Raw genomic sequence first — 24297 nt, forward strand, 5'->3', positions numbered from 1 at the left:
CTCAGTTTATTATTTCTCCAATTAAAATCAATAATTATAAATATTTAGACATGAAGTAATTATCGAACTGAGGTTAATATAAAGACCAATATTTTAAAAATTTTTTTCATAAAAAATAACTTCATTAGCTTACTTTTTAAAATCAACCTTAGTAGGAGGAGTACCTGGGAAATACTTTTTATAAAAGCTTATTAATATATCTTGATCTCTAGATCCCATTTTTAAAGACTCGGCAGACCATCCAAATGAATAGCCTTTAGGATTAGGTTTTCCTGTAAAACATAAGTTTTCAGATTTAACCCCCATAGATATATAGTCTTTAGATTTTTTAATAGGACATTTACAATCTGCCACACTCGGATTTTGTGTAACATCACATCGAACACCAAAACAATCAGCCCAAGAATATTCTAAATCATCTTTAGCTGGACAAGCAGATATCTTTCCTATACTTATAATGTTTGCTAATGAGAATGTTGAAACAACAGTAGTTATTCTATCATTTTTATACGTGCTACTAGTTTTTTCCGAATCATATGGAGATAGTGATGCGCCCATCCAAGCATCTTCTTTTTGTAATTTCTCAGGATATATTATAGGACAGAAACATGTTGCCTTTTCTCCATTTTTCCAAGTACACAATGCTTTACTACATAATGCGTAAGGTGTTTTCTTATAAAAAAACACCTCATGTTTTTTACCATCCTCTATGGCAATGCTTTTTATACCACTCTCTTTAACTTTTATTAAATTCATAGTATTGGATGCAGATGCGACACTCAAACTAACAAGAAATAATAGTACCTGTAAACTAATACCTTTAAACTTAAACACAAGACATCCTCCATTAAAGTCAACTTCGTCTTAGAATATATTATATGTCTTCACAATAATGCTCTATTATTTATTTTTAACAAACACTATTAAATTTTAATAGTTCTTATATAGACTCTACTCCAAAGTAGATTTTACGATACAATTATCAGGCATCAAAAACTGTGGAATATTTTTATTTGTAATAATTAAACAATCCCAGATTATATATGGGTCTTCTACTTTATGCCTAGACTTAACATATGGCGTCAACACTATACTACCTTTACCTAAAGATCTATCATCTAGTCTTGCTATAATCTGACCATTGCTTCTTATATAAGTATTTTGTGACTTAATATCCTCATAGCTTTTATTAGCTGAAATGTTTACAAGAGCATATAAACCATTTTTTGAACTTTGCTTCTCCACAGTACCATTGCCGTAAATCAACTCGGTAGATACTCTAGTTTTTAATAAATCAAGCCTTGATATCTCATTAGATAGCCTTGTTGTATAATTATGTTTCAAATAAACAAAAAATATTGAAGCAATAATTATTATTACAAATATAACTAACAATATAATTTCTTTAGTTCCAAAGCCTTTATTTTTTACAAGCAATTTTACTCCCCTACTGGTAAAATAGTACTATAAGCTAACCCTAACCATTCTGCTATTGAGTTTACTAAATAGCAATCCAATTATAAGGTTAAAGTAATGCAAGAAAAAATCTCAAAATTTGAAAATTTTTTAATACAACTTCAACAAAATATTACCACAGCATTAGAAAAGTATGAAACAAATGATGCAAAATTCGTCAACGATAAATGGCAAAAACCTAATACTCCTGATCAAAAACTTAAAGGTTATGGTAATTCAATGATAATTGAGGGAGGAGATATCTTTGAAAAAGGTGTAGTTGCTTTTTCAAGAGTTCACGGTGACGCCCTACCTCCATCAGCTACAGCAAAAAGACAAGATCTTGCTGGCAAATCATTTATTGCAACAGGAGTTTCTCTTGTTATACATCCTCGCAACCCTTTTGCACCAACCTCTCATGCAAACTTTAGAATTTTTGTTGCTGGAGCTGATACTGATAATCCTATTTGGTGGTTCGGAGGTGGTTTTGACTTAACCCCTTACTACCCATTTGAAGAGGATGCTATACATTGGCACCAAACGGCTAAAGATGCTTGTGATAAACATGATAAAAGCTACTATCCTAAATTTAAAGAATGGTGTGATGATTATTTTTATCTAAAACATCGCGATGAATGTCGTGGCGTTGGAGGATTGTTTTTTGATGATTTAAATGACAAATCATTCGATGAATGCTTTAATTTTGTAACTGACTGTGCAAATTCATATTTAGATGCTTACCTACCTATAATAGAAAAAAGAAAAAACATTGAATACACTCAAAAACATAAAGATTTCCAACTTTATCGTAGAGGTAGATATGTAGAATTTAATTTAGTATTTGATAGAGGTACTATATTTGGTTTACAAAGTGGTGGACGTACAGAATCTATATTATCTTCAATGCCTCCTATGGCCACTTGGAAATACAACTGGCATCCTGAAGAAAACTCTGAGGAAGCTAAAATATATGAATATATCAAACCAAAAGACTGGTTAAAAACTAAGGTTAAATAATACCTCCTAATAATTAACAAACAAAAATCCTCGACTATAAAAGCTATATCTTCTAACAGTAGCTCTTTCCAAGATTATATCAAAACCGAATAACCCTAAGATAGATAATACTTTTATATATATTAAGCCATATTAGTTATGTTACAATTAACCTCAAAATATTTAATTATGACTTCACTAAATGAAAATAAATTTTTGTGCTGGTCCAGCGGTTGTACCTAATTCTATTATACAGACTCTTCAGCAAATGATGTCTAATTATAAAGATACCGGTGTTTCCTTATTATCTATATCTCATAGAGATAAAGTTTTTGATGAAGTTCATGCAGCTATACAAAAAAACTTAAGAGTCTTATTAAAAATTCCAGATAATTATTCGATACTGCTAATGCAAGCTGGAGCTACTGCTCAGTTTGCTGCGATCCCCATGAACTTATCAAATAGATATAATAAAGCACTATATGTATGTAGTGGCCAGTGGTCTGAAAAAGCTGCTAAAGAAGCTGATAAATTTATTGATGTAACAGCTATTAAATATGATGAAAATATAGCTAAAAAATTCACTTCTAATAAGTATGATTATATATATTATACTGATAATGAAACTGTAGATGGCTTCCAAATTAATAAATTGGCTAAATCATGTAATACAGAGCTCGTTTGTGATATGTCATCAAGCTTTTTATCAAAACCTATAAATGTTGCTGATTATGGCTTAATTTATGCAGGAGCCCAAAAAAATGCTGGTATTCCTGGTTTAACAATAGTGATTGTTAAAGATTCTTTAATCCAGCAAAAAGCAAATATACCAGTGGTTTTTGATTATTTTATTACTAAGAAATCAAATTCAGTTTATAACACACCATCCGTCATATCATGGGTGACATTTGAGCTTACATTAGAATATCTAATTAAGAGCTATGCTAGCTTAAATAAGGTTGAAGAATTTAATAATCAAAAAGCAGATTTACTTTACTCAGCTATAGATAATTCAAAAATATACAAGAATGATATTAAGCCAGAGTACCGCTCAAATATGAATGTTATCTTCCACTTACCAACTACTGAGTTAACCGATAAGTTTTTATCCTCTGCTGATAAAAAAGGATTCTATGGACTTAAGGGACATCGCAATGTAGGTGGTTGCCGAGCAAGTTTATATAATGCGGTATCTCTTGAAGATGTTAGAAAATTAGTTAAATTTATGCAGGATTTTGAAAATGAACAATTCTAAAATTATTACAATTGACGGACCTAGCGGTGTTGGTAAAGGTACTTTAGCAAAAGCTTTAGCTAAGCATCTAAATTATAAGTTACTAGATAGTGGTGCTATTTATAGATTAGCTGCTCTTCATTGCTATAAAAATAATGCCGACCTTGAAAATGAATCAAACGTACATCAGACCTTAAAAAATTTAAGTATAAGCTTTAAAATCGAATATGATATTGTTAAAGCATTTCTTAATAATGAAGATGTAACAAAAGAGATTCGTACTGAACAAACAGGTATGCTTGCTTCAAAAGTTGCAGCTTACCCTTCTGTAAGAGAAATTTTATTAGATAAGCAAAGAGAGTTTGCAACAGAGCAAGGGTTAGTTGCTGATGGCAGAGATATGGGTACAGTAGTCTTTACTGAGGCTAAATATAAATTCTTTCTTGATGCTGATACAAAAATTACTGCTAAAAGGAGATTTGATGAGCTTGAGTCTAAAGGGTTAAATCCTGATTTTGATAAAATCTTAGCAGATATTGAAAAAAGAGATTTCCAAGACCGTAATCGTAAAACAGCCCCCCTAAGACCTGCTGATGATGCGATAATTATAGATACATCAAATCTATCTATAAAAGAAGTCTTTAATACAGTAGTATCAAAGATATAGTCTAGTTAATAAATTTAAAAATATTAATTTATTAGGGAATTCTTAGAAAAGATTATTAAAAACCTACTTTTATAACCTGGCCATTTGCAATGCCTGCAACTGATTTTAAATAAGCTTGAGCAACTTCTTCAGCTTTTACTGGTTTGTAGCCAACAAAAAATGCTCCATATTTACCTAAAGCCTCTTCAACTACTGTAGGACTTACAGTATTTATACGGAAATTTTTATATTCCAAAGTGGCAGCTTTAACAAACCCTTCTAAACCAGCATTAACTGTTGCAGCTATACTTCCCATAGCTATTGGTTCAACATTTAATATTCCAGTAGTTAATGTAAAAGAACCACCCTCATTAATATATTTTGATCCAATTTGAACAAGATTTATCTGTCCTAGAAGTTTATTACTTAAGCTTAAGTCCCAATCTTGCTGTTCAATCTCTTGTACAGCTTTAAAAGCAACCTTTCCTGTAGTAGAAACTAAAGCATCAAAACTACCCACTTTTTCAAATAGGTTTTTAATAGATTTAGGATCTTGTATATCTACAGAAAAATCAGTCTTTTCACCAGAGAAACTAGCTGTAACAACATCATATTCGGCCGCTTTCAGACTTTTATATGTTGCAGAACCAATTGTTCCTGAAGCTCCTATTAAAATGACCTTTTTCATTATTATTTAGACTCCAAGTATTTTAATAAGTTTTCTGGAGAAGACTCACCATATGGATCATCTTCAGCATTATCACGTTTACCTGGCTCTACAAACATTTTTTCGATTTCACCATTATTTACGATCATAGCGTATCTCCATGATCTTTTACCAAAACCAAGGTTAGATTTATCTACAAGCATATCTAGACCTTGAGTAAATTCCCCATTACCATCTGGGATTGGCTTAATGTTTTTAACATCTTGAGCCTGGATCCATTTATTCATAACAAAACTATCATTTACAGATAAAACATAAATTTCTTGTATACCAAGCTCTTTAAATCTAGCTGCATTATTTTCAAATCCAGGCAACTGATATGTAGAGCAAGTTGGCGTAAATGCACCAGGCAATGAAAATACTATTACTCTTTTATTATCAAAGATTTCTGCTGAAGTCACATCCTGCCATCTAAATGGATTAGAACCACCAATACTTTCATCTCTAACTCTAGTTTTAAAAGTTACATTAGGTACTCTTTTAGTCATGTTTAGCTCCTTGCTTTGTTAAGATTCACTATATATTGTATAAGTATAAAACATAATTTAAAATATATAATACTTATCATTACAATAAGATTTGCTTATATGAATACTCGTACACTTGAATATATCATTTCAGTATATGAAACTAAAAGCTTTATTACAGCTTCTGAAAGATGTTTTGTAAGTCAACCTGCATTAAGTATGCAAATAAAAAAGTTTGAGGAATATATTGGAATACAGATATTTGAACGAGGTTCTAAACAAGTTTTAATAACAAAACCTGGGATAAAGATAATTAATCAAGCATATAAGATTCTTGATGAGGTAAACAATCTACAAAGAATATCAAAGCTATTACTTGAGAATGATAAACTAACTATTTCTATTGGTGCTTTTCCAACGTTATGCCCATATTTAATGCCCAAGATATTGCCTGAAATAAAACAAAAAATACCAAATATAAGTATCTCCGTAATTGAAGAAAAAACCGATATCCTTGTAGATATGCTTGATCAAGGAAAAATCGACTTTGCCCTTTTAGCAACACCAACAGACAACTACCAATTTAAAAGAAAAACTGTTTTTAAAGATAAGTTTTTTGCTGCTGTAGCTAAGAATAATCCAATATCAAAAAATAAGAGTATTTGTGTTAGAGATCTAGTTAAAGAAAACCTTATGATTCTTGATGAAGGTCACTGTCTTCGTGATCAAACGTTAAAGCTTTGTGAACTAGATGATTTTAATAATAGAGACTTTAAAGGTAGTAGTTTAGAGACATTAAGACAGATGGTTTCTATTGATGAAGGAGTAACATTAATACCTAAAATAGCTTGTACTAAAACAGAAAATATTAAATATATAACTATTGATAATGCCGAGTTTTATCGAGAAATAGATTTAGTTATGAGAAAAAGCTCTGTTTATGATGATCTTTTTGATAAGTTAGTAAAAATAGTTACTAAAAACTTTAACTAAATGACAACACTATTTAGTGTTAGTACTCTCAAATATTTTATCAGCAGACTTAGCAACAAAACCTTGATATAGTTTGCCATCACTATCTTTATAGCGTTTTGCAAACTCATAGTAACAGGATGGAATTTGTTTTTTACCATCTGAGAAATTAACTTCTGTTAGTCCTGACATTGTACTTGATTGCTCTAATAAATCAGTTTGAGAACCTTTGATCTCTCCACCAGAAGAGTTAAGTTTAAAGCCATTTTGTTTAAGAAAATCATTAACTTCAACAACTTGATTAAAGTTCTTAAGCTGATTAATGAAAACTGTAAAGTGATTTGCTCTAAAGCCAAAAGCATAAAACCAAGCAGCATACTCAGATTCATCTAAAAGCTTTTTATATACTTCATAGTTAATCTTCCAACTTACACCAGATAGTAAAAGTTTTTCTGGATTATCTATTAAAGCCTGTGGAATTAAATCAACACATTTATTAAGTACCTGTTGCAGCTCATCAGAAAATTCTTTTACCAAAAGCTGACTAATAAAAACCTTAGGTTGACTCTCATCACTATGCTCAAGATGTATAGCTTTTAGTTTTTTGACTTCAAAATCATAATCATTACAAACCTTATATCCTTTAGAGATAAATGCTTGTGCTAGCTTATGAATATTTATCCTATCATCGTCTAAAGTTCTTAGAGCAATATGGTCATTTTCAGGATTTTCCCCATTTTTTACAAAAAGATCATAGATATCTTTTGCATGAGGGTTATCTGTCATATATTGATCCCATAATTTTTCTAAAATATCTACACTCATAGTACTACTCCTCTAGATTAAACTTAATGCCCTGAGCTAATGGTAAATCCTTACCATAGTTAATAGTATTAGTTTGTCTACGCATATACGCCTTCCAAGCATCTGAACCTGCCTCACGACCTCCTCCAGTATGTTTTTCACCACCAAAAGCACCTCCAATTTCAGCGCCAGAAGTTCCAATATTCACATTAGCGATACCACAATCACTACCTAAACTAGATAGAAATTTTTCAGCATTTTGGAGATTATCTGTAAATATAGAGCTTGATAAACCATATTTGACTGAGTTATTTAACTCTATAGCTTCTTCAATACTTGAATAAGGCATTATATACAGTATTGGACAAAAATTTTCTTCTGCTACTATTGGCATATCTGACCTAGCTTCAATAATCGTTGGTTCAACAAAAAAACCTTCTTTCTCAATTTTCTTACCGCCTGTTAAAATCTTTCCGCCTTGATTAACAGCTTCAGCTACAGCTCTTGTGAAATTATCAACTGATGCTTGATCAATTACAGGCCCCATTAAATTATTCTGATCTAATGGATCACCAACCTTTATTTGCTTATAAGCATTAACCATTTTCTCTTTTACTAACTCATAGATAGTTTTATGCACAAATAGTCTTCTTAGAGAAGTACATCTTTGTCCAGCAGTTCCAACAGCACCAAATACTGCAGCAGGTATAGCAAGCTTTAAATTAGCTGTTTCATCAATAATAGTAGCATTATTACCACCTAACTCTAAAAGGCTCTTACCAAATCTTTTAGCTACTTGTTGCCCAACATCTTGTCCAACTCGTGTCGAACCTGTAAAAGATACCAAGTTAACTCTATCATCATTTACTAAAAGCTTTGATACTTCGATCTCTTTAGAAATTACTGTGTGGAAAATTTCAGGATAATTATGCTCTTTAATCACTTTTTGACAAATATTATGTACTGCAATAGAACATAGCGGAGTTTTCTCAGATGGCTTCCAAACAACAGTGTTACCACAAATCACAGCGATAAATGCATTCCATGACCATACAGCAACTGGAAAATTAAAAGCAGAGATTACGCCGACAACTCCTAAAGGATGCCACTGTTCATACATACGATGTTCATCACGCTCAGAGTTCATCATCGCGCCATATAGCATTCTTGATTGACCAACGGCAAAATCTGCCATATCGATCATCTCCTGGACTTCACCATCACCCTCTTGTTTAGACTTACCCATCTCTAAAGAAACTAAACTACCGAGATGGTCTTTATTTTTACGCAGCTCTTCACCTATTAAGCGTACTAGTTCACCTCTTTTAGGAGCAGGGACTTGACGCCATCCCTTAGCAACTTCCGTAGCTTTTGATATAGCTTCCTGCATAACTTCTATGCCGTGATTTTCGACATTTGCTAAAAGCTTACCATCTGCTGGGCTATATGTTTCTATAGCGTTACTGATACTATTATTGATATACTTTTCTAAACCTAAATTTAACTCTTTTAAAATGCTCATTTGTCCACCTTTTATGAATCCTTATTAATCTGCTTGTATTAGAAGTCCAGAATCTCTATAGTATTTACCAAACTGATTATTATAAAAATCTTCTAAAGATATAGACTCTTGGTTTATAAAACCACTAGGATTATCCTTAGAGTTAAGTAACAAATCTATACTTACACATAAACTTGTTGCAGTTGTTAATTGTAAAGCTGAAAAGTGCTTAGCAAACATGACTTTTGATGGATATTTTTGGGCAAAATGCCTCTCAGCATTTAATCCCTTACGAATACCATCTACAGATACATAAATTAAAACGATATCCTGATTGATTCTTGGTATAGCATTTTCCATAACTTTAACCATAGTATCTAAATCATCACCTAACTTCATATCCTGCATTAGAAATTTCATTTTCTCACAATGTCCTGGATGACGAATACTCTTATAATTAATATTTTTGATCTTACCTGCATAAGTCTCTATCATTGAACCAATACCACCAGAAGTATTAAATGCCTCATATGTAAGACCATCAATCTTTATTTCTTCAACATCTGCTAATGGTGCTAAAGTTCTTTTTTTACCATCAACAACACCTTCACAAGGTTTAGCATATTCATTTATTAAACCCTCTGTCGACCATGTCAATCCGTATTGTAGAGTATTTGAAACATTTAAAGGTAGCGCTCCTACACGCATACGCACAGTATCAATTGACTCAAATTCTTTCATAAGGTTATTAGATACAATACTAATAAACCCTGGAGCTAAACCGCACTGTGGTGCAAAGAAATTATTTTTTGATTTACTTGCTATATCTTTAATATAATTAGTTGCTTCAACATCTTCAGTTAAATCAAAATAATTTATCTCTAACTTACTTGCTAATTGAGCAACACCTTTATTAAAGAAAAATGGTAAACAAGATACTATAGTTCTAATATTATGATGCTTTATATATTTCTCTAGCTCAACCGAGTCTGTAGCATCTAACTCAACGTATTTGAGATTCCCTTCATTTTTTTCTAAGATAGGTTTATTATCTGGAATAGTTTTATCCATTAGATGGACTACATAATTACCACTCTCAACTAGTAAGCAACTAGTCAAAGAACCAACCCTACCGGCACCTAATATTATCACTTCTTTCATAAGCATCTCCTTGTTAACCTTATACATTAGTTATATCACCAGAATCTCACTGAGTAAACAATATTTATGCAAGTTTCTACTCAAGCTCATATTAAAGCAGATTTTAAGTGTAGTATATTGCCAAAATATAGTTATAATAACTTTATAAGTTAAGTATCTTACAACTTGAGAATAAATTGAAAAATATAGCTACTTATAAGATATTGAAGTTAAATTTAGGCATTGCTATACTAGCTTTAATTATAGGTGCAGTATATAGAATTTCTCAAGGTCATGGTTCATCATTTATGCTTATAAATCTTGGGATACTACTTATTATTATTTCACCATTGTTAAGAATTTTCTTAGAGTTAATATTTTTCATAAAAGAAAAAAATTATACCTACATCACAATTTGTTTAGTTTTATTCATAATAATCTTAATAAGTATTATTTGTTAGATAGTATATTGCAGCTAAAAATGTTAATATTTCGCTTATCGTAATAATTTACTCATAAAGAGTTGGAAAGCTTATAGACATATGTTTACTAGTTTATCGGATAAATTACAGTCCTCTTTTAAGAAGATAAAAGGACAAACATCTCTTACAGAAGAAAATATCCAGTCAGCCTTACGTGATATTAGAGTATCACTATTAGAGGCTGATGTTGCTTTACCTGTTGTTAAAAAATTTATAGCTAATATAAAAGAAAAAGCGATAGGTGAAGAAGTTAAAAAGAGCTTAACTCCTGATCAAACATTTATATCTTTTGTAAAAAAGGAGCTTGAAAATGCTCTTGGTGAAGAAGCTGTACCTATAAACCTTAAAACACAGCCTCCCGCTGTTATATTAATGGCTGGTTTACAAGGTGCAGGTAAAACTACATCTACGGCAAAGCTTGCTAAATACTTAAAAGAACAACATAAAAAGAAAGTTATGGTAGTCAGTGCCGATGTTTATCGACCTGCTGCTATTGACCAGTTAAGAACTTTAGCAAATAGTTTAGATGTTGAATTTTTTGAATCAGATATAAGCCAAAAGCCTGATTACATAGTTACAGAAGCAATCAAATCAGCAAAAACAAAGCTAGCTGATGTACTAATCATCGATACTGCAGGTAGACTACACATTGATGAAAATATGATGAGCGAAATTAAGCAAATTCATAAAATTGCTACTCCAATAGAGACTTTCTTTACTGTTGATAGTATGACTGGTCAAGATGCTGCTGTTACGGCTAAAGCATTTAATGATGCTCTAGAGCTAACTGGTGTAATTTTGACTAAGACTGATGGTGACGCTAGAGGTGGTGCTGCTCTATCAATTAGAGAAATCACAGGTAAGCCTATTAAATTTTTAGGGGTTGGTGAAAAAACAGACGCATTAGAACCATTCCATCCAGATAGAGTTGCTTCTAAAATCTTAGGAATGGGAGATGTTCTTAGTTTAATTGAGAATATTGAACAAAAAACTGAGAAAAAATCTGCACAAAAACTTACTAAAAAGTTAAAAAGCGGAAAAAGCTTTGACCTAGAGGATTTTAAAGCTCAAATTACCCAAATGAAAAAAATGGGTGGTGTAGGCTCTATCATGTCTAAACTACCTAATATGCCTGCTGCAGTTCCTGGAAATGTTGGGGATGATATGTTTAAGAAGATTGAGGCTATGATTGACTCAATGACTCCTCTTGAACGTAAAAAACCTGAGTTGATCAAGCATAGTAGAAAACAAAGAATTATTAAAGGTTCTGGAACAACTATTCAAGATCTAAATAAACTGCTACAACAACATACTCAAATGAAAAAAATGATGAAAAGTGTTGTTGGTAAAAAAGGTGGTATGGCAAATATGATGAAACGCATGTCAGCTATGCAAGGTATGGGTAATATGTCTGGCCTTTTAGGTAAAAGAAAATAAAGAATATATAAAAATATAAGGATATCTAAGTCAATGATAGGTGATAAAAACTTTGATAAAGTTTCTAATATAAATATTAATAAGGAAAAAGTATTGATTCCAGCAGAAGTTCTAATTCAAGATATACCTCTGTTAAAAACTTCTTATGATACTGTTAAAAAATCTCGTAAAGAAGTAGCAGATATTATCCACGGAAGAGATGATAGAGTTGCTGTTATTGTAGGGCCTTGTTCTATACATGATACTGAAGCTGCTATTGAATACGCAACTAGGCTAAAAGAGCAGGTTAAAAAGTTTGAAAAAGATATTCTAATCATAATGAGAGTATACTTTGAAAAACCTCGTACTACTATTGGTTGGAAAGGTCTTGTAAACGATCCAGATCTAGATAACTCATATAACATCAATAAAGGATTAAGACTTGCTCGTACATTACTTTCAGATGTTACAAACATGGGCCTACCTTGTGCAACTGAGTTTTTAGATGTTATAACTCCTCAATATTTCGCAGAGCTAATAACTTGGGGTGCCATCGGTGCAAGAACTGTTGAAAGTCAAGTACATAGAGAACTAGCTTCTGGTCTTTCAGCTTCAATTGGGTTCAAAAATGCTACAAATGGTGATATCCAAGTGGCTGTAGATGCTATCAAATCTGCTACTTACCCACATCATTTCTTAAGTACTACAAAATCTGGTTCAACAGCTATTTTTGCAACTAATGGTAATAAAAATGGCCACATAATCTTACGCGGTGGAGCTTCTGGACCAAACTTTAAAAAAGAAGATGTTGATAGTTGTGTTGAGAAACTTAAAAAAGCCGATCTAGATACAAAGATTATGATCGATTGTAGCCATGGTAACAGCCAAAAAGATCATACAAAACAGATCTCAGTATTAGCTGATATTTGTGAACAAATCAAAACTAGTAATGATGTTTTCGGTATAATGATCGAAAGTAACCTAGTTGCCGGAAATCAGGATATCAACAAAAAACCATTAACATATGGTCAAAGTGTTACAGATAAGTGTGTTGATTTTGATGATACTATCAAAATGCTTGAAATGTTATCTCAAGCTGTTCAACAAAGACGTAATGCTAAAGAAAATAATAAAAGTAAAGAAGAATCTCAGTTCTCACTTTTATAATAAACTTACTTAATCTCAAAATTATAACTTATCTTCTGGGCTGATCTTGGCTTTGATAATCTCTTGCAAAACTTTCTAGTGAGCCTTCAAGATTCCTTAAATCTTGACTTGGTCTTTCCTCAGATGATCCTTGGTTATTCCAAATAATTTCATTTCTTCTTTGTTTATAACTACTTACAGATGGACCATTAGATATTTGATTATACGAGTCGACCACTTGAGGCTTTTCAACACTTACTTGCTTAGCTCCTTTAGTATCAACGTTTGAAAAAGTTGGTACACCATTATTATTTGACTCATATATATTTGCAAAAGATGTTGAATAAAACAATATTGCTATAACTGATAAATATTTTTTAGTCATTCCATATAAAACAAGTTAATCTAATAAAATATATTCTAACAGCAAAATATATATTTAGTAAGGTTTTAAAAAACTAATGTAAATATACGATTAAACCTTACTGAGGCTCTATACTTACTGATAAATCTTTAATAGTGTAATCCCCATAGCCATTTTTACACTTATTATTATCTATAATACAATAAGCTTGCCAATCTTTACCCTTACGGAAAGTAAACTTAAATATAGGTGTGCTTGCTGGATAACCAGGAGGTGTTTTTGTTTTACCAATAGCTACATTCACTTTATCTTTAGCTAATTTAGAAATAGTATTAAAAACATTATATGGTGCAAGTATATTTTCTGTAGCAATTGGTAAATTAAAAGCTGGATTAATTTTATGCTTGTTTTTTGCACTAATCACTCCTAATTTATTTTTATTAAAACTAACCTTATCTCCCGCACTTAAATAATCCATAGTAATATTACTTACCTTAAGAAAACCATCCTTACTAGCAATTTTTGAGTTGGCTGTAGAGAAGATATAAACGCCATTTTTACCATAAGCTCTCGCAGTAAATTTATTGTTTTTACTATCATCACTTTCTAATAATAATGCAGTATCTTCCTGATCAATCCCTATACCTATACTTTTATTTGTATCTATCATCGCAGAAATTAATCTACCAATTCTACCTCGTATGCCAAAATGCGTATCTAAGATTACATTATTTGGTGTAAATGAAAAGCCTAGCATATCCCCACCATTTTGCTTTTGTTGCAACTCAACTAAGCTTGGATTAGGATTAACTCTCGTATCATTAAAACTAGTGCCATTTATAGTTCCATCTATAACATGCTTTTTAGCTAGCCCTTGACTAGTATGAAAATATATAATTCCAAAAGAGTTACTATCTGAATCATTTGCCCCACCAAATGTAACTTGACCTTGAACAGCCATCCCTGCAGAGGTTCCTGCTACCAAAACACCTTGATCAAATCTCTTATGTATAACTTGCATTAGCTGATTATAAGAACCGTCATTATTTAGCCATGTTCTTGAATGAAATGCTTGATTTCCTCCATTAAAAAATATTATATTAGCTTGATTGATTATTTTTTCATTTCTCTTGCCTGCAGCTGTTGACAAATTAGTAGCATTTTTATAATTATCTATATGAGCTGAAACATGCGCTGTTACAAAACCATTATCTTCAAAAAGCTTCTTATAGAAAGAGTATGAAAGCTTATCACCATCTGCAGAGCTATCCGCTGCTGAAGTAATTATTGCAACTTTCGGACACTTTGATGTATCCCATGAGCCACAGGCAACCCTTCTATCAAGTTTAAAACCGATAATACTAGCCATATCATTATAAATCTGTGGATAGTTCCCATCCAAATCACCACCTATAAGAAATAATTTAGAGGCATACCCATAGTTAACCATAAAAAATGACACTAGTAGTAGAGTTGATAAAATCTTTCTCATTTAAGCATTAATTTATAATTAAGAATAAGAAAATTAAATCATGACTACTTATCAATAACAAGCTTATAAATTGCAAACTCTTATATGATTTAAGCTTAGTAAATATTTTAAATAAAATCTTTATAGTTTTTTAATGAATAGCAAGATTTAAAAGCTGAGTACCTTGACAAACAGCGCCCTTAATATGAATACTAATTATTGTTCCACCAAAAGGAAACTTAAGAGGCTTAACTTCCATTGTTGAAGTTTGTATATATTGCCCAACAACATCACCTGCTTTAAAATAATCACCGGCTTTTACAAACCACTCATACAAACCACCCTCAATAGCTCTAATTGGTTTATAATTAGAAATATCATGATGTAACACATCTTTATGTAATCTATCAATCTCAAAAGATGAATCAATCACATTCTTAGATTTTAAATAATTTAATACTCCTTGAGTCTGCATAGTGGCATCATCAAAGTTTATATACTCTTCAGATCCTAATTCTAAAGTAAAACATTCTTTAAGGATATTTTCATGCCTACTCTGTGCTTGAAACTCTTCTTGAAGTTTCCACCATGGAACAAAAATCGCCTCGTCTAGTGCTCCTGTAAACTCATTAGGAATTACTAGCGTATGCTTATAACCAAAAAGCTCAGCTGTTTTTTTAGCAAACTCAGGAGTATAAATATATGTAGTTGCATCAGTATCAGTATGCAAATCTAAAACATAATCTGCCTTTTGAGCTTCTTTTTGGACTGTATAGTTTAGTCGTTTTGCGCGAGATAAGAACCACTCTTGTTCAAGCTCTTTATCTATAGCTTCTGCTAATAGTTTCTCAAAAGCTTTTTTATATTCAGCAGTTGATGAGTTTAAATGCTCTGTTACAAAAGCTTTATAGTCTATTTTAGGATTAAAATAGTATCTATTCCAGTTATCTCCTGTTGCTGAATCAAATCTTCCTTGATGACCTGCTCCGATAAAGTTATCTGCTCCAATAGGATTACATTGTGGAATTAGACAAATATCTCCTTTAGGTTGGTATTTTTTAAAATGCTCTAAAAGTTTAATCATTACAGCATTCCCTTGTAATTCTGATGCATGCATACTTGCTTGCATATATACACTCGGAGCTTGAGGATCTGAACCTTTTATTGTAATTTTTTCTATAAATATATCTTTGCCAGTTGATGCTTGGCTAACTTTAATCCTTTCTTTTGAAATATATTGCATTATTTGACTCTTAAAATTTTAAATATTAACTAATTTAACATATTTTTCTAAAATTATCTGATACACATAATAGCGATTAGATTAGAAAAATCAAAACCAAGCAGATTCTTAACTTCATTACTTTTAAGCAATTCAACTAATCCTGCTTTAGTATTATCATGTTTAAACAGTTTTACCTTATTGTGATTATTTTGAACTAATTCTATTTTTAAAATATTTTTTCTAAAAATACCTTACTGTTTTGATTTAAATTAGGATGATGTGCTAAACCCATATTCATATGCTTTTAATTGCTTATCATTTAGTATCATATTTTCTCTTTATATTATATTTGCTCTTCTTCTACTACCCAGTCTTGCATAATATTTATAAGTTCTGAGAATATATCTGCCATTAACAATAAATCAACTTCATGACCATGATTATCTTCTTTATTTAAATCTTTAATACCTTCTAAGAATTTGATCGATTTAAATTGTAGCTTAGTATTAGCTGTCATTGCTAATTGTTCACGCCAGATTATCGCTAGCTCAGTAATATATCCACCACTTTCGATAAAAGATTTAATATTATCATTTAGCATTGAGCTTCCTTGGCATGATATATTAGCGATACTATCACCTATTGCGCTAGTTAGCTTACATTTCTCTGCTATTTCTACATCTAAAGGATGTGTATTTTCTACTAACCAATCAGTTAATATATCTGTTTCTTCCTTTATTACTGGCTCAAATCTAGCTTCACACCTTTGCAATAAATCTAAAACTTCTGTTATTTGCTTATCTGAAATGCTATCAATAACAAGATGATTATTAGTTAAATCTAGATAACCAAAAATCTTTTTAAATTTACTAAAGGCTTGAGGCAACAAACGTTGTTCCATATCTTCTTTAATCTGAGTTTTTTCCTTCTTACTAACATATCGAGTTAATTCAAGCTCTTCTATATATTCTTGTGCTTGTTGATTTATAACTTGAGCAGGAAGTATTTTTTCCTCACTAAGAAGGCAGAATGCTGCAAGATGGTTAAATTTAAATAAAACATTATCATCTTCTTTTATAAAAGGATTTACAAACCCTCTAGAAGACTTTTGAGAGTTACTACAAGAAACAAAATTTAACTTATTTATAGACTGTTCAAAGACATCCATATTAATATCTAAGATTTTAAATGCTGTAAGATTTTTAAAAAACATATATCAATTAACTTAAACAAATTTAGAATATGATAAAACATCCTTTATAAAAGTAGAATATAAAATTTGATTAAACATCAATTAAGTTCAATTATTTCTATAATTCCAGTATTTCCATCTACTCTTATTTTTTGACCAGTTTTTATATTATTTGTTATATCAGTAACTCCTACGACTGCTGGGATATTGTATTCTCTAGCAACAACTGAACCATGAGTTAGGCTACCTCCAATCTCTGTTACTAAACCCGCTGCATTTATAAATAATGGTGTCCAACCAGGGTCAGTAAATGGAGCAACTAAAATCTCACCTTTTTTAAGGCTTTCTTTAAGTGGATCTGTTATGACTCTAGCGATACCCTCGATAACACCAGCTGATACAGCCTGACCCACAAATGCATTATCTGGAATATTTTGTAAATCATGCTTAACTATAGGTGTCTCACCCTCACTAGTAACTATCAAAGGTGGTTTAAGTTTTTGATACCTTTTATAGTTATTTTTTCTTGCTATTATATTTCTTTTTAGGTTATCTGAGACTTTACTTAAATTACCTAGCTCATACCATGATAAATACCAAATATCTTCCCGAGACTCAAGCATACCTCTATTAACTAGTTTATCAGCTATTATAGTTAAATCTTGTTTTATAATTTGCATAACTTTTACTGCTAAAAATTTATGATGTTCTCTAAGTACAGAAGCATTTTCAACTACATATAACATTCTTTTTATTAATTTAGCTTTGAAAAACTTAAATATCCCTGAATTAGCAGTGTTAATAATATTATTTTTAGCTACTTCTTGTCTCTTTAGTAAATCATTATGTGTTTTTAAATATTGATTAGGCTCTTTTTGTAGATAACTAACAATAACTTTGATTAATGCTGTTGGATTTTCATACCACCTCTCTCTAGCTATATCAAACTCTGAAGAACCACGCGCACCATACTTATCTATAAAACTATCCCATTTTTCAAAAAAATCTTTTGCATCATCGAACTTCCTTGCACTATTAATATCAGCTTTTTTTTCTACTAAAAAGTCACTCTCTAGAAAGTTTCTAAGTTGCTTTGTAGATCTAACACTTTCAGCTAATGCTCCTAAATCAAAATTCATATCATTGACAAGATTTCCTTTAAGCCCTAGCTTATAATCATCTAAATCCTTTGTTGAGACTTTATTTTTAGTAAGCTTTAGAATGATACTATCTGCAATAGTACTTGATATATAGCTTGGTATCCAAAAAATTACAACAGGTAAAAGTGAACCTAAAGTTTCTTTAGAAATTTTAACTTTTTGTTGTATATCATCTTCTTTTAATAGCTTAGCTTTTATTATATCAACATTTTCATTTATTCTATTTTCTGCCTTCTGTGAAATATCTTTCAGATCTTTAAAAAATAGATTCGCCATTACCTTAGATAAAATATTTAATATTTGTGCTATTACCTTAAATGAAAATTTAACTTTCTCTGCTTTATCCAAATTCGGCTTTGCTCGTAATTGTGTCAGCATCTTTGGAGCTAATATATTAAATGCTCCAGATACTTTCATCAAAACCTTATTAGTAATTGGATTTGGTAAAAGTCCGGTAATATCAGCAAAAAGTCTTCCTGCACTATCTAAAACAAATTTTGATTCTCTTCTATCATCTAGTTTTCCTATAGGTAAAACATTTTTTATTGTCGATATTCCAAGAGGAGATATAGGGTCTGTCATCATCTGTTGATGCCCCATACTAAAATACACATGCAGAGACCCTTTTTTTTCTAAGTTGCTAATTGGAAAAAGAGACGTTATTGGACGAGTTTGTAACAGATATATTTTGTTTTTATAAATACCCCACTCTATATCTTGTGACTTGCCATAATGACTTTCAAGCCTCTTAGCAAGATCTCCTAAAGCAAGTATCTGCTCATCTGATAGAACTTTTTTATTTTGAGATTGTGGTGGTATTTTAGCCTCATAAGTTCCTGAATTTTTATTTGAGTATATTGCTAATAATTTCTGAGATACTTTAGATTTTACTATGGTGTTACTATTTTTATCAATCTTATACTCATCTGGATTAACAAGTCCACTTACAAGAGCTTCTCCCAAACCAAAACTAGCATCGATGTTTATAATATTACGATTTCCTGTAAGAGGATCTACACTAAACATAATTCCAGATACTTCAGATGGAATCATTTTTTGAACAACTACAGAAAGCTTAACATCACGATGATTAAAGTTATTTTTATTTCTATATAAAATAGCCCTATCAGTAAATAATGATGCCCAACAACTTTTGATTGCAGAAACTATATTTTCTTCACCACAAATATTCAGATAAGTATCTTGCTGACCTGCAAAAGAGTTCTCTGGTAGATCCTCAGCAGTAGCACTAGAGCGAACTGCATAAGCAAAATCACCTCCAGACTTTTTAAAGGCAGAAACTATAGAATCCTTAATAACCTTAGGAATCTCTAAAGCTATTAAACTATCACGTATTTGTTTAGCTAGTACTCTAGTTGCTTCAACATCATTACCAAGATTGGCTAGCTCTTTATAATACTCTTGCATCTTAGTATAAGATTTTATAAATATATCAAAAGCTTTTGTTGTAACACAAAACCCATCAGGAACTACAAATCCAGCCTGTGTCATTTCTCCAAGGTTAGCACCTTTACCACCTACCAGACTTATATCTGTAGAATTTATATCCGAAAAACTAACTATCAATTTATTATCATTCATAATAGGCTCCTATACCACTTTAAATATAAAATACAATCCAAATACAGTTGGTAGAAATGTCATTATATGCCTTGAATTTTTGTCAATCCATGCTTTTATCTTTATCAAAATACTTGTAGCTAAATCTCTCAAAATTGCTCTTATACAAATCAATATAATCATTGCTAAACAAAATATAAATGTATCTATAAATACAACAAATATTTTTGTAAAGAACTCTACCTCTGAAGCACTAATTACTGAAACTATTGATATAAATATTGCCAAATTTTTTATGTTGATTACAGTTATCAGCAATCCAAACAAAAATGCTCTTTTAGCAGTTAGCTTCCTTATAAGAGTGAATATTTTTGCTTCTTTAGGCTTAGCTTGTCTTTTCTTAAGAAGATTCTTTAATCCCACATAAATCAAAAGCAAGCCTACAACAAAAACAAAAGCTGGTGGAATTAACTCACCTCCCTTAACCAATTTAGAACCTGCATAAACATACATAATTCCAATAAAACTATATCCAAAAATATATCCAGATACAAAAGCTGCTGCTTGCTTGATATTTTGATTTGAAATTAGAAGTAGCAATACCAAGACTATGGATCCAACTGATAAAAAACCAGAGAAAGAAAGAATTATAGATTCTAATAAACTATCCATAGCCAATAGTGTTTTATTGATGAGCTAATACTCTAACTATACACATTACCATAATTTAAATCAAACGTTTGATTTAAATTAATGGGAAATTTTTTAAATAGGTGTTGCTATTATAGAATCTATACATATTGAAAGTTGATCAATAACTTGCTTTTTTATAGTTTTAATATTTTTTTCTGTTGATGCACGTAAAAAGCTTTCTTTAGCAATTACAAAACTAAGCACTTGGCCAAACATTATTTGTTGACGGATAACTAATATTGGTTCATCTACGGCACAATTATAGAAAATTGAGCTTAATTTAATCAAAATACCTTGAATTTGTTTCATATAACTTTCATACATAATGTCAAAAGCTTCCGTTGGATTTGCCTGCTCTCGCATAATTATCCTTGACCAATCTTGAGACTTATCATTACCAATTAAAAAATTTGCCATGCTTAACAGAAGTTTCTTATACAAAAGTTTAGAATCCTCTACAGAGATATTATTATCGTAAAACTTCTGTTTTATTAAATCTATTGTATTAGAGTTATTGTCTCTAATGCTACTGACAATATGCTTTACCACAGCAAAATATAAGCCTTTTTTACTACCAAAATAATATTTAATTGCTGATATATTCACATTAGCAAGCTCAACAATCATCCTAGTAGATGTCGCATCAGGGCCATACTCTCCAAAAAGTTTTAATCCAGCATCTATCAATGCTTGTTTAGTGTTGATTTTTTTTGCTTCATCATTTTTTAAATCAGTCATACAAATACTATTAAATAAATCAAAATTAACTAAATACTGAATAGCATAATAGCAAAAACATTTTAATATTTGCAACTTAATGTATAATATCAAGCTTCAATAATATTAATTAAAGTTCTAGGAAAATAAATGTCACAAATAATTGTATGTGCCATGTACAAGTTTGTTACCTTAAATGATTTTGAGGCGATGCGCCAACCTCTTCTAGATGTAATGATAAAAAATAACGTTAAAGGTACACTACTTTTAGCAAATGAAGGAATCAATGGTACTGTAGCTGGGTCTCGCAAAAGTATAGATACCTTATTAGAATATCTAAAGTCTGACCCTCGCTTAGCAGATATTGATTATAAAGAATCACTTCATCAAGAAATGCCTTTTTATCGTTCAAAAGTTAAGCTTAAAAAAGAGATTGTTACTTTAGGTATAGATGAAATAGATCCTAATAAAGTCTGTGGACAGTACGTAAAACCAAAAGATTGGAATGCTCTAATTTCAGATCCTGAAACACTTCTGATTGATACGCGTAATGAATATGAAATCGAAATAGGCACATTTAAAAATGCTGTAAACCCTCATACTGAAAACTTCAGAGAATTTCCTGAATATGTTGATGAGAATTTGGATCCTAAAAAGCATAAAAAAGTAGCTATGTTTTGTACCGGCGGTATCAGATGTGAAAAATCTACGGCTTTAATGAAAGCCAAGGGTTTTGATGAAGTTTACCATCTACAAGGTGGAATACTTAAGTACCTTGAAGAAGTTCCAAAAGAAGAGTCAATGTGGCAAGGTGAGTGTTTTGTATTTGACTCAAGAGTCGCTGTAAATCATGACTTAGAAAAAGGTCATTATGATCAATGTTTTGCTTGTCGTATGCCGATTACAGAAGAGGATAAAAAACGTCCTGAATATGAGAAAGGAATAAGTTGTCACCACTGTTATGCTAAAGCTACAGAAAAGCAGAAAGCTCGTTTTGCAGAACGTGAAAAACAATCACAGCTAGCCGCAGAAAGAGGATTCTCTCATGTTGGTGATGAAGCTAAAAAATTAGCTGAAATAAATAAATTGAAAAAACAACAAGCAAAAGAAAAAGCTCGTAAAGTAGCAAAAAAGAGTAAATAAAAATTTATAAAATTCTAACCATTTAAATAAATGCCATTATCTTTTATTAAAATCTTCTTTTGTTTTAGAAGAGTACCTATAGCTCGCTTGAATGCAGCTTTACTTATACCGAACTCTCTTTTTATATCTTGTGGATCTGATTTATCATTAAACGGTGCTGAGCCTTCATGATCAATAAGATACTTTTCAATAAGTGTGGCATTTTTATCTAAATCTTTATGTGCTAACTGTAATGATAGATCTATACGTCCATCATCACGAATATTTTTGATATAGCCCTTTATAGATTGGCCAAAACTTAGTCTTCTAAAGACTTCTGAACTATAGATTATACCCCAGTAAAGATCATTTATAATCGCCTTATAACCAATATCTGTAGAGTTGGCAATTATAAGATCTACTTCTTGATTAGGCTTTAACTCATCACTAGCATAATCTTTGATAAATTTATTAATTTTTGAAGATGCTGTAATTCGGCCATTAATTTTATCAAGGTATAAGTAAACGAGATACGACTTACCTATTTCAAAAGGACGGTGTTGCTCTGCTAATGGTACAAATAAATCTTTCTCTAAACCCCAATCTAAAAAGGCACCTATTTTTGTAAGATTCTTTACTTGTAAATAAGCAACTTGTCCTATTGAAGGAACCTTTTTAGTTGTGGCAATAAGCTCTGATTTTGAATTATGATATAAAAAAACGTCTAAACTATCTCCAACTTCTGGAGTATATTCAAGCTCTGATATCGGTAATATTGCTTGTCCTAACTCTAGAGCATCCAAAACTAAAAAATATGATTTTTTATCTAGAACCTTTAAATTGTTATATTTTCCTATTGAAATCAAAATAATTTCCTTTTTGACTTAATACTAAAGAATATTATCATAGTTATAACTAATCCAATCATATTTTATTAATTTTTAAAAAAGTTAAAGTTAGTTATCCTGACTATTTTAAATACTTTACATACTCTCTAACATATGATCTAATGGATTAAATTTAATATAAAGTTAAGATAGCATGAAAAAATTAACCATTTCAATTTTTGCTTTTATAATATCCATATCAGCAAATATATATGCAAAACCACTACCTTTACCAAATAATGTAATAGCCTTTTCTAGCCCAGAAGGTCAAGACTTGTTAAAAACAGCTCCGAAAGAATATTCTCAGCAATATTGACAGCTAGCAAAGTACTTCACTACAGAAAATGGTGTTTCTTTTTGTGGGCCAGCTTCAGATGTTATGGTTCTTAACGCTTTAGGTATAGAGCCAGCTCTAGCTCCTGCGCATTTACAATATACCATATTTAATCAAAACAATATCTTTTATAACAAAGACCTAATCAAAGATGAAATAGTGCCTGCATTGGTATATGCTCGTGGACTTACTATAGAGCAATCAGCTGAAATAATAAATAAACAACAAACAATAGGTGCAAAAGCCTATGCCGTAGTTATCCATGCTAATAAGTTCTCAAATGAAGAGGACTTTAAAAATAAACTTCTAAATAGTATGAAAGCCGGTAAATATATAATTATTAACTATAGTCGTGCAGATATGGGTGCTCAAGGTGGAGGTCACTTCTCTCCATTAGCGGCATACAATCCTAACAAAGATATGTGGTTACTTATGGATGTTGCTAGATACAAATATCCTCCAGCTTGGATCAAAACGTCTGACTTATATAAAGCAATCCAAGCTAAAGATTCTTCTTCAGGTAAGCCTCGTGGTATTATTATTGTCTCAAAGTCTGTTTAAGTAG

Annotated in this window: 24 protein-coding genes and 2 pseudogenes; 10 read left to right on the top strand and 16 right to left on the bottom strand. The window is 31.0% G+C overall.

Annotated features, from left to right (window positions below):
• Positions 1 to 129 precede the first annotated feature (129 nt).
• The gene (locus tag AB8E56_RS01685; RefSeq protein WP_329477307.1) at positions 130 to 834 is read right to left on the bottom strand and encodes a hypothetical protein; all 705 of its coding nucleotides are present in this window, start codon (positions 832 to 834) and stop codon (positions 130 to 132) included.
• Between the two features lie 117 nt (positions 835 to 951).
• Positions 952 to 1437 (bottom strand): transposase, encoded by a 486-nt coding sequence (locus tag AB8E56_RS01690; protein ID WP_329477309.1) that lies wholly within the window; start codon positions 1435 to 1437, stop codon positions 952 to 954.
• Positions 1438 to 1533: 96 nt separating this feature from the next.
• Here AB8E56_RS01690 and hemF point away from each other — a divergent pair, with 96 nt between their 5' ends.
• The 3 genes from hemF to cmk all read left to right on the top strand — a co-directional run bounded on the left by hemF (position 1534) and on the right by cmk (position 4352).
• Positions 1534 to 2472 carry an oxygen-dependent coproporphyrinogen oxidase gene (gene hemF / locus AB8E56_RS01695; RefSeq protein WP_329477311.1) on the top strand — a complete coding sequence of 313 codons (939 nt, stop codon included), beginning with the start codon at positions 1534 to 1536 and terminating at the stop codon, positions 2470 to 2472.
• Positions 2473 to 2653: 181 nt separating this feature from the next.
• A complete protein-coding gene (gene serC / locus AB8E56_RS01700; protein ID WP_329477313.1) occupies positions 2654 to 3706 on the top strand; it encodes a 3-phosphoserine/phosphohydroxythreonine transaminase in 1053 nt (350 codons plus the stop codon).
• The gene (gene cmk / locus AB8E56_RS01705; RefSeq protein ID WP_329477315.1) at positions 3693 to 4352 is read left to right on the top strand and encodes a (d)CMP kinase; all 660 of its coding nucleotides are present in this window, start codon (positions 3693 to 3695) and stop codon (positions 4350 to 4352) included. Before serC ends, cmk begins: the two co-directional genes overlap by 14 nt.
• Before the next feature lie 55 nt (positions 4353 to 4407).
• Here cmk and AB8E56_RS01710 read toward each other — a convergent pair whose 3' ends face one another.
• Positions 4408 to 5019 (bottom strand): short chain dehydrogenase, encoded by a 612-nt coding sequence (locus AB8E56_RS01710; RefSeq protein WP_329477317.1) that lies wholly within the window; start codon positions 5017 to 5019, stop codon positions 4408 to 4410.
• A 2-nt stretch (positions 5020 to 5021) separates the two neighbouring features.
• Positions 5022 to 5546: a peroxiredoxin gene (locus AB8E56_RS01715; RefSeq protein ID WP_329477319.1), complete on the bottom strand. Its 525-nt coding sequence runs from the start codon at positions 5544 to 5546 to the stop codon at positions 5022 to 5024.
• 99 nt (positions 5547 to 5645) lie between these two features.
• Here AB8E56_RS01715 and AB8E56_RS01720 point away from each other — a divergent pair, with 99 nt between their 5' ends.
• A complete protein-coding gene (locus AB8E56_RS01720; protein WP_329477321.1) occupies positions 5646 to 6518 on the top strand; it encodes a LysR substrate-binding domain-containing protein in 873 nt (290 codons plus the stop codon).
• 9 nt (positions 6519 to 6527) lie between these two features.
• On the opposite strand, the gene AB8E56_RS01725 is transcribed toward AB8E56_RS01720, so the two are convergent.
• Genes AB8E56_RS01725 through AB8E56_RS01735 form a run of 3 tightly spaced genes read right to left on the bottom strand, consistent with a single transcriptional unit; the run spans position 6528 to position 9963 of the window.
• Positions 6528 to 7322, bottom strand: a complete 795-nt coding sequence (locus AB8E56_RS01725; RefSeq protein WP_329477323.1) for a DUF1338 domain-containing protein — start codon at positions 7320 to 7322, stop codon at positions 6528 to 6530.
• Positions 7323 to 7326: 4 nt separating this feature from the next.
• The gene (locus tag AB8E56_RS01730) at positions 7327 to 8823 is read right to left on the bottom strand and encodes an aldehyde dehydrogenase family protein (RefSeq protein WP_329477325.1); all 1497 of its coding nucleotides are present in this window, start codon (positions 8821 to 8823) and stop codon (positions 7327 to 7329) included.
• Between the two features lie 24 nt (positions 8824 to 8847).
• Complete coding sequence (locus AB8E56_RS01735; protein WP_329477327.1) at positions 8848 to 9963, bottom strand: saccharopine dehydrogenase C-terminal domain-containing protein; 1116 nt, start codon at positions 9961 to 9963, stop codon at positions 8848 to 8850.
• A gap of 203 nt (positions 9964 to 10166) precedes the next feature.
• Here AB8E56_RS01735 and AB8E56_RS01740 point away from each other — a divergent pair, with 203 nt between their 5' ends.
• The 3 genes from AB8E56_RS01740 to AB8E56_RS01750 all read left to right on the top strand — a co-directional run bounded on the left by AB8E56_RS01740 (position 10167) and on the right by AB8E56_RS01750 (position 13007).
• The gene (locus AB8E56_RS01740) at positions 10167 to 10403 is read left to right on the top strand and encodes a DUF1634 domain-containing protein (RefSeq protein ID WP_329477329.1); all 237 of its coding nucleotides are present in this window, start codon (positions 10167 to 10169) and stop codon (positions 10401 to 10403) included.
• 81 nt (positions 10404 to 10484) lie between these two features.
• On the top strand, positions 10485 to 11861 hold the full coding sequence (gene ffh / locus AB8E56_RS01745; protein ID WP_329477331.1) for a signal recognition particle protein: 1377 nt from the start codon (positions 10485 to 10487) through the stop codon (positions 11859 to 11861).
• Between the two features lie 33 nt (positions 11862 to 11894).
• Positions 11895 to 13007, top strand: coding sequence for a 3-deoxy-7-phosphoheptulonate synthase (locus tag AB8E56_RS01750; protein WP_329477333.1), 1113 nt, complete (start codon positions 11895 to 11897; stop codon positions 13005 to 13007).
• A gap of 28 nt (positions 13008 to 13035) precedes the next feature.
• On the opposite strand, the gene AB8E56_RS01755 is transcribed toward AB8E56_RS01750, so the two are convergent.
• The 8 genes and pseudogenes from AB8E56_RS01755 to AB8E56_RS01790 form a co-directional block, all read right to left on the bottom strand.
• Positions 13036 to 13371 carry a hypothetical protein gene (locus AB8E56_RS01755; protein WP_329477335.1) on the bottom strand — a complete coding sequence of 112 codons (336 nt, stop codon included), beginning with the start codon at positions 13369 to 13371 and terminating at the stop codon, positions 13036 to 13038.
• Between the two features lie 97 nt (positions 13372 to 13468).
• The gene (locus tag AB8E56_RS01760; RefSeq protein WP_329477337.1) at positions 13469 to 14842 is read right to left on the bottom strand and encodes a cyanophycinase; all 1374 of its coding nucleotides are present in this window, start codon (positions 14840 to 14842) and stop codon (positions 13469 to 13471) included.
• A 130-nt stretch (positions 14843 to 14972) separates the two neighbouring features.
• A complete protein-coding gene (locus AB8E56_RS01765; RefSeq protein WP_329477404.1) occupies positions 14973 to 16067 on the bottom strand; it encodes a succinylglutamate desuccinylase/aspartoacylase family protein in 1095 nt (364 codons plus the stop codon).
• Positions 16068 to 16117: 50 nt separating this feature from the next.
• Positions 16118 to 16375 (bottom strand): annotated as a pseudogene (locus tag AB8E56_RS01770) (hypothetical protein).
• 14 nt (positions 16376 to 16389) lie between these two features.
• A complete protein-coding gene (rdgC, locus tag AB8E56_RS01775; RefSeq protein ID WP_329477339.1) occupies positions 16390 to 17259 on the bottom strand; it encodes a recombination-associated protein RdgC in 870 nt (289 codons plus the stop codon).
• Positions 17260 to 17336: 77 nt separating this feature from the next.
• Positions 17337 to 20000, bottom strand: coding sequence for a phosphoenolpyruvate synthase (locus AB8E56_RS01780; protein WP_329477341.1), 2664 nt, complete (start codon positions 19998 to 20000; stop codon positions 17337 to 17339).
• A 9-nt stretch (positions 20001 to 20009) separates the two neighbouring features.
• Positions 20010 to 20651: a GAP family protein gene (locus AB8E56_RS01785; RefSeq protein WP_329477343.1), complete on the bottom strand. Its 642-nt coding sequence runs from the start codon at positions 20649 to 20651 to the stop codon at positions 20010 to 20012.
• 93 nt (positions 20652 to 20744) lie between these two features.
• Positions 20745 to 21410 carry a CerR family C-terminal domain-containing protein gene (locus AB8E56_RS01790; RefSeq protein WP_329477345.1) on the bottom strand — a complete coding sequence of 222 codons (666 nt, stop codon included), beginning with the start codon at positions 21408 to 21410 and terminating at the stop codon, positions 20745 to 20747.
• Between the two features lie 129 nt (positions 21411 to 21539).
• Here AB8E56_RS01790 and AB8E56_RS01795 point away from each other — a divergent pair, with 129 nt between their 5' ends.
• Positions 21540 to 22532: a rhodanese-related sulfurtransferase gene (locus tag AB8E56_RS01795; RefSeq protein ID WP_329477347.1), complete on the top strand. Its 993-nt coding sequence runs from the start codon at positions 21540 to 21542 to the stop codon at positions 22530 to 22532.
• 14 nt (positions 22533 to 22546) lie between these two features.
• Here AB8E56_RS01795 and AB8E56_RS01800 read toward each other — a convergent pair whose 3' ends face one another.
• Entirely contained in the window at positions 22547 to 23377 is an 831-nt protein-coding gene (locus AB8E56_RS01800) for a S1-like domain-containing RNA-binding protein (protein WP_329477349.1), read from the bottom strand.
• Positions 23378 to 23552: 175 nt separating this feature from the next.
• Here AB8E56_RS01800 and AB8E56_RS01805 point away from each other — a divergent pair, with 175 nt between their 5' ends.
• Positions 23553 to 23714 (top strand): hypothetical protein, encoded by a 162-nt coding sequence (locus AB8E56_RS01805; protein ID WP_329477352.1) that lies wholly within the window; start codon positions 23553 to 23555, stop codon positions 23712 to 23714.
• Between the two features lie 12 nt (positions 23715 to 23726).
• A pseudogene (locus AB8E56_RS01810) lies at positions 23727 to 24293 on the top strand (phytochelatin synthase family protein); the annotation flags it as partial.
• Positions 24294 to 24297 lie beyond the last annotated feature (4 nt).

Source organism: Francisella sp. 19X1-34 (assembly GCF_041102755.1).
Lineage (GTDB): Bacteria > Pseudomonadota > Gammaproteobacteria > Francisellales > Francisellaceae > Francisella.